Source organism: Streptomyces populi (genome assembly GCF_002911015.1).
Classification (GTDB): domain Bacteria; phylum Actinomycetota; class Actinomycetes; order Streptomycetales; family Streptomycetaceae; genus Streptomyces; species Streptomyces populi.
In genome coordinates this window covers 1-7,041 of sequence record NZ_KZ627046.1, presented here as the reverse complement: position 1 = coordinate 7,041, position 7,041 = coordinate 1, and the positions used below count along the sequence as shown (strand labels likewise).

Annotated in this window: 4 protein-coding genes; all 4 read left to right on the top strand. The window is 74.2% G+C overall.

The genetic code is table 11. The features are described 5' to 3' along the window. Positions 1–2,523: serine/threonine-protein kinase (locus tag CW362_RS42075; protein ID WP_240658340.1), on the top strand; the 2,523-nt coding region annotated here is incomplete at its 5' end. 3 nt (positions 2,524–2,526) lie between these two features. Then, complete coding sequence (locus tag CW362_RS42070; RefSeq protein ID WP_103554857.1) at positions 2,527–3,978, top strand: PP2C family protein-serine/threonine phosphatase; 1,452 nt, start codon at positions 2,527–2,529, stop codon at positions 3,976–3,978. 102 nt (positions 3,979–4,080) lie between these two features. Next, complete coding sequence (locus CW362_RS42065) at positions 4,081–5,427, top strand: VWA domain-containing protein (protein WP_103554856.1); 1,347 nt, start codon at positions 4,081–4,083, stop codon at positions 5,425–5,427. An 80-nt stretch (positions 5,428–5,507) separates the two neighbouring features. Then, positions 5,508–6,803 carry an FHA domain-containing protein gene (locus tag CW362_RS42060; RefSeq protein ID WP_103554855.1) on the top strand — a complete coding sequence of 432 codons (1,296 nt, stop codon included), beginning with the start codon at positions 5,508–5,510 and terminating at the stop codon, positions 6,801–6,803. The last annotated feature ends 238 nt before the right edge of the window (positions 6,804–7,041 follow it).

Genomic DNA, 7,041 nt, shown 5'->3' with positions numbered 1-7,041 from the left:
CCCGGCTGCGAGGGCTCGTACGAGGACATGGGCGGCGGCGAACTGTACTGCGACACCTGCGGACTCGCCCCCGCCGAACCGGCCCCGAGGTCCTCCCGGTCCGGGAGCGCGGGTGCGTCGGCGTCGTCCGGCTCCTCCGCGCGCGGCGCGGGCGGCCCCGGCAGCAGCAGCGTGCGCGGCGGTTCAGGCGCCAGCTCGCGTACGTCGTCGCGCTCCTCGCAGTCACGGCGCTCGGTCTCCGGGCGGCTGTCGCGGTCGTTGTCGGGCCGGTCGACGGGCCGGTCGGTGTCGGTGCGCAGCTCCGGTTCGACGACGTCCTCCTCCGGGCGGGGCCGGCTCGGCGCCGGGCTGGTCGAGGTCCCCGGTGTGCCGCGGCCCGACCCGCGCGCGATGGTCCTGGAGAACCCGGAGGTGCCCGAGCGCAAACGGTTCTGTTCGCGCTCCGACTGCGGTGCCCCGGTGGGGCGTGCGCGCGGCGACCGGCCCGGCCGCACCGAGGGGTTCTGCACGAAGTGCGGCCACCCGTACTCGTTCGTGCCGAAGCTCACCACCGGTGACGTCGTGCACGGCCAGTACGAGGTGATGGGCTGTCTGGCGCACGGCGGGCTCGGCTGGGTGTACCTCGCCGTCGACCGCGCGGTGTCCGACCGCTGGGTGGTCCTCAAGGGTCTGCTCGACACCGGCGACCAGGACGCGATGGCGGCGGCGATCTCCGAGCGGCGCTTCCTCGCGGAGATCGAGCACGCCAACATCGTGCGGATCTACAACTTCGTCGAGCACCTCGACCAGCGGACGGGATCGCTGGACGGGTACATCGTCATGGAGTACGTCGGCGGCAAGTCGCTCAAGGAGCTCGCCAACGGGCGCCGCACGGCGGACGGCAAGCGCGACCCGCTGCCGGTGGAGCAGGCCTGCGCGTACGGCATCGAGGCCCTGGAGGCCCTCGGCCATCTGCACAGCCGCAACCTGCTGTACTGCGACTTCAAGGTCGACAACGCGATCCAGACCGAGGACCAGCTCAAGCTGATCGACATGGGCGCGGTGCGCAGGATGGACGACGACGAGTCGGCCATCTACGGCACGGTGGGCTACCAGGCCCCCGAGGTGGCCGAGACGGGTCCCTCGGTCGCCTCCGACCTGTACACCGTCGCCCGTACGCTCGCCGTCCTCGCCTTCGACTTCCAGGGCTACACGAACGTCTTCGTGGACTCCCTGCCCGACCCGGACAACATCGAGGTCTTCCGCCAGTACGAGTCGTTCTACCGGCTTCTCGTCCGGGCCACCGACCCCGACCCGGCCCGCCGTTTCGCCTCGGCGCAGGAGATGTCCGAGCAGCTGACGGGCGTGCTGCGCGAGGTGGTCTCGCTCCAGACGGGGCGGGCGCGGCCGGCGCTGTCGACCCTGTTCGGACCCGAGACCAAGGTCACCGACACCGAGCTGTTCGGGGAGGCGGCCGAGGAGGTGTCGCGGCTGGGGGCCCGCGCGGTCCCCGGACGCGCGAGGAAGGGCGCGGCGCCGCTGCCCGCCGGACGGAACGGGAACGGACCGCTGCCTCCCGCTCCGCCGGCCTCCGCCGCCCTGGTCAGGCCCGTCGCGGCGGCGGCCACCGCGCTCGCCCTGCCCGTGCCGCGGGTGGACCCGGACGACCCGAACGCCGGTTTCCTCGCGGGGCTCATCGCGTCCGCGCCCGCGGAGCTGATCGCCGCGCTGCGGGCGGCCCCGGCCCCCTCGCCGGAGCTGCGGCTGCGGGAGCTGCGGGCCCGTCTGGAGATGGGCGAACCCGGTGGCGCCGGCACGGCCGTCGACGCGCTGGAGGCCGATCACCCGGACGACTGGCGGGTGGTCTGGTACCGCGGTGTCACGGCGCTGGCGACCGGTGAGAACGAGATCGCCGCGCTGTCCTTCGACGCGGTCTACGACGCCTTCCCCGGCGAGCCCGCGCCCAAGCTGGCCCTCGGCGTGTGCGCGGAGGTGCTCGGCCAGCTGGACAACGCCGCCGAGTACTACCGCCTGGTGTGGACGACCGACCCCAGCTATGTGAGCGCGGCGTTCGGACTGGCCCGGGTGCAGCTCGCGGCGGGGGACCGCCGTGGCGCCGTACGCACCCTGGAGTCCGTGCCGGAGTCGTCGATCCACTACACGGCGGCCCGGGTCGCCGCCGTGCGGGCGCGGCTGCGGCAGCGGCCGGTCACGGAGACCGCGGCGCCGTTCCTGGACGATCTGACGGCGGCGGCCGGGCAGGTCGAGGCGCTCGACGGCTTCGGTCTGGACGCGGAGCGGCGCGAGCAGTTGTCGACGGAGGTCCTCGGCTGCGCGCTGGACTGGGTACTCTCCGGTAGCCAGGGTTCCGCTCCGGCTTCCGGAGGCGTGACCGCGCTGCTCGGCAGCGAGTTGGACGAGCGTGGCCTCCGTTTCGGCCTCGAACGTTCGTACCGGACGCTGGCCCGGCTCGCGCGGGGCGGCGATGAAAGGATCGACCTGGTGGAACGAGCAAACCGTTACCGCCCCCGGACGTGGGTGTGATTGATGTCCCAGATGCCCCAGCCGACGGCCCTTTCGCGGTGCCCCAGTTGTGAGGAGCCGCTGGAGGCGGCCGACCGTTTCTGCGGTGCGTGCGGCTACGACCTGTCGACGGTGTCCGCACCGGCGCAGGACCATCCCACGATCGCCATGAACGGCACCCCGGCCGGCCCCCCGCCGGCCGCCCCGTCCGTGGACTGGCCCCTCGCGCAGCAGCCCGGCAGTACGGACACGCCCGCGCCGGTGCACCGTGCCGCCGACATCCACGGCACCGATTCGGGTGGTTCCGAACTGCCGCACCCGGAGCACCCCGAACCCCCCGAGCACGCGCAGGGCGATCCGGCGGGCATCCGGCCGGCCACCGCCCGGCGGCCCGCCGGGCGGCCCTCGGGCGTACGGTTCGACAGGCCGTCGGAGCCCGACGAGTACCCGCTCGCCCCTCCGGCGGGTGAGCCCCCGGCCGCGCGGGACCGGCCGGCCGACGGCCCGGACCCCGAGGTTCCGGACCCCCGGACCGCCGACCTCCCGGCTCCCCCCGCGGGCGCCAAGCTGTGCGTGGCCTGCCGCGCGGGCCAGGTGGACACCGACGGCTACTGCGAGAACTGCGGGCACGCCCAGCCACGGGAACGGGACCACATGGAACAGGAGTTGGGCGCGGTCGCCGCGGTCAGCGACCGGGGGCTGCGCCACCACCGCAACGAGGACGCGTTCGCGGTCTCCTCGACCGCGCTGCCCGACGGCTCCCCCGCGGTCGTCGCGATCGTCTGCGACGGGGTCTCCTCCGCGACCCGCCCCGACGAGGCGTCCCTCGCCGCGTCCAACGCGGCGAACGAGTCGCTCCTGGCGTCCCTCCCGCTGGGCACGCACCCGCAGGCGGCCATGCACGAGGCGATCGTCGCGGCCTCGGAGGCCGTCAACGCGCTGGCGGGCCCGGACACCGCGCAGGGCGAGAACGCCCCGCACGTGAACGCCCCCGCCTGCACCATCGTCGGCGCCCTGGTGACGTCCACGCTGCTGATCGTCGGCTGGGTCGGCGACAGCCGCGTCTACTGGGTTCCCGCCGACCGCTCCTCGCTGCCGGCCCGGCTCACCGAGGACGACTCGTGGGCCGCGCAGATGGTCGCCGCGGGTCTGATGAACGAGGCGGAGGCGTACGCCGACGAGCGCGCCCACGCGATCACCGGCTGGCTCGGCGCCGACGCCTACGAACTGGAGCCGCACACCGTCTCGTTCAAGCCGGACCGGCCGGGTGTGGTCGTGGTGTGCACCGACGGTCTGTGGAACTACGCGGAGACGGCGGAGGAGATGGCCGAGGCCGCCCCCCTCGACGCCGCCGAGAGGCCGCTGCACGCCGCCCGGGTCCTGGTCGGCCACGCCCTGGACGGCGGGGGCCACGACAACGTAACAGTGGCCGTCCTGCCGTTCCCCGCCCCCTCGCAGGGGGCAGGATCGGCCTGAGGCCGCGAACCAACGGGGGGCGGCCGCGGACCGGAGGGGACCGGTCCGCACCCAGTCAGCACCTCCGCCGGGGGGCGGAGGCCCGAGGGGGACAGAGAAGTCATGGCCAATTTCTCGAAGTCGAACGTGCCACAGTTCTCGGTCGACGTGTACCAGAACGAGTATCTGCCGGAGGGCGGCCGCGAGGTCAACGCGATCGTCACGGTGAGCGCGACCGGTGGCGGCACCGTCGGAAGCGCGGTCGCCGCGCCGCACCTCTACACGGCGGGCCAGGCGCCGGACGCCGCCGTGGCGATCATGGTCGACTGCTCGGGCTCGATGGACTACCCGCCGGCCAAGATGCGCAACGCCCGCGACGCGACGGCCGCCGCGATCGACACCGTGCGCGACGGGGTCCACTTCGCCGTGATCGGCGGCACGCACATCGCCAAGGAGGTCTATCCGGGCAACGGACGGCTCGCCGTCGCGGACGCCTCCACCCGCGAACAGGCCAAGCAGGCGCTGCGCAGGCTGAGCGCGGGCGGCGGCACGGCGATCGGCACCTGGCTGCGGCTCGCCGACCGGCTGCTGTCCTCGGCGGAGGTGTCGATCCGGCACGGCATCCTGCTCACCGACGGCCGCAACGAGCACGAGTCGCCCGAGGACCTGCGGGCCGCGCTGGACTCCTGTGCCGGACGCTTCACCTGTGACGCGCGGGGGGTCGGCACCGACTGGGAGGTCAAGGAGGTCACCGGGATCGCCTCGGCGCTGCTCGGCACCGCGGACATCGTCGCCGACCCCGCCGCCCTCGCCGCCGACTTCACGCACATGATGGAGACGGCCATGGGCAAGGAGGTCGCCGACGTGGCCCTGCGGGTGTGGACGCCGGTCGGCACCGAGATCAGGTTCGTCAAGCAAGTGGCGCCCACCGTGGAGGAGCTGACGGACCGCCGCACCGAGGCCGGCCCCCGGGCGGGCGACTACCCGACCGGCTCCTGGGGCGACGAGTCCCGCGACTACCACGTGTGCGTCCGGGTCCCGACGGCCGGGATCGGCCAGGAGATGCTCGCCGCCCGGGTCTCGCTGGTGATCCCGCGGAGCGACGGCTCGGTGCAGAACCTCGGCGCCCAGGGTCTCGTGCGGGCCGTGTGGACCGACGACATGGCCGCCTCGACGTCCATCAACCCGCAGGTCGCGCACTACACGGGTCAGGCCGAACTGGCACAAGTCATCCAACAGGGTCTCGACCTCCGCAAAGCGGGAGATGTCGATGGAGCGACGGCCAAGCTGGGACGGGCCGTCCAACTCGCCGGAGCCTCCGGAAACGCCGATACTGCGAAACTCCTCGCGAAGGTGGTGGACGTGGTCGACGTCGCGGCAGGTACTGTGCGATTGAAAGCGCGTGTCGCGGAGGCCGACGAGATGACCCTCGAGACACGGTCCACAAAGACTGTTCGTGTAAAGAAGTAGCGGGAAGCAGCGAGCCCGGTCCCGCTGGGATCCGGAGAAACCCGGTCATGACGACCGGAAAAGGAAGGGGGAAGACCGACATGCCGACATGCCCGAACGGACATCAGTCGAATTCCGACGATTGGTGCGAGGTCTGCGGTCACCGCATGGCCGGTGTGCCCCCGCTCCCTCCCCCGCCCCCGCCCGGCGGCGGATACAGCTACCCGGCGCCCGGTTCACCACCGCCCGTGCCCGGCGGCCGGTCCGGCGCGCCGGGCCCGAACGCCGAGCTCTGCCCGCAGTGCCGCACGCCCCGTGAGGGCGCGGCGCCGTTCTGCGAGGAGTGCCGGTGGAACTTCCTGACCAACACCGCCACCTCGTACACACCGGCGGCACCGCGCCCGCCGGCCGGAGCTCCGGGCGGTCCCGGCGTTCCTGGCGTTCCCGGCGGGCAGTCGCCGTACGGCGCTCCCGGCGGCCCCGGCGGCCAGAACCCCCCGCCGCGGTTCCCGCAGTCCGGTCCCGGCGGTCCGGGTGCCGGTGGCCCCGGTCACGACCCGTTCGACTACCAGAGTTCGCGGCCCTCGCAGGTGAACCGGCCCGCCGAACCGATCCCGCCGGGCCCCGGCGCCCAGCCGTACGGCGGCCCCCAGGGCTTCGGCGGCGACCCGTCCCGCCAGGCGGCGCCGCCCGTGCCCGGCGGCCCCGGCGCCCCGCAGCAGGCCTACACGCAGCAGCCCTCCCCGCCACCCTTCACCCAGGGCGGACCGCCGCAGCAGGGCGGCCCGGGGTCCGGCGGCCCCGCCTTCGGCGGCGGTGACGACGACTGGGTGATCCCCCCGCCGTCGTCCGGCGCGCCCGGCGGCCCCGGCCGCCAGGGTGCCCCCGGCGGCCCGGGCCAGGCGGGCGGCTACGGCTACCCGGAGCCCGGCGCCACCCAGGCTCCGCCCGGTCCCGGCTACCAGCAGCAGCCCCCGCCGCAGCAGCAGTCGCTGTCCTGGAGCGCGACCATCGCACCGGACCGCGAGTACTTCATGGCGATGATGCAGCGCTCCGGACCCGAGGCCGCGGGCCTGAACCTGCCCGCGTACTCGCCGGAGCTACAGCGCCCGCTCCTCGGCAACCAGATCACCATCGGCCGCCGCAGGCACTCCACCGGCGACACCCCGGACATCGACCTGTCGGTGCCCCCGGAGGACCCGGGCGTCTCGCACCAGCACGCGGTCCTGGTCCAGCAGCCGGACAACACCTGGGCGGTCGTCGACCAGAACTCGACGAACGGCACCACGGTCAACGGCGGCGAGGAGCCCATCCAGCCGTTCGTGCCCGTGCCGCTTCAGGACGGCGACCGGGTGCACGTGGGCGCCTGGACGACGATCACGATCAGACGGGGCTGAGACACGTCCTGCCGGGCCGCACCGGTGGCCCGGAACGCCCTGCCGGGCCCGCGACGGCGGCCCGGCGGGGCGTTCGCCGTTCCGCCGCCGTTCCGCCGCCGTTCCGCGGGCGGACGGCCCTCCCGGCCGCTTCCGTCCGCCGCGACCGCTCAGGACACAGGGCGGCTCACACCGGCTCACGGCGCCGGGAGGGCCGGTACACGCCGACTCACGGCGCAGGGAAGGCCGGTACACGCCG

Excerpts from the sequence above, each read along its gene's own strand:
- CW362_RS42065 (WP_103554856.1), top strand. The coding sequence starts at position 4,081 with ATGGCCAATTTCTCGAAGTCGAACGTGCCACAGTTCTCGGTCGACGTG.
- CW362_RS42070 (WP_103554857.1), top strand. The coding sequence starts at position 2,527 with ATGTCCCAGATGCCCCAGCCGACGGCCCTTTCGCGGTGCCCCAGTTGT.
- CW362_RS42060 (WP_103554855.1), top strand. The coding sequence starts at position 5,508 with ATGCCGACATGCCCGAACGGACATCAGTCGAATTCCGACGATTGGTGC.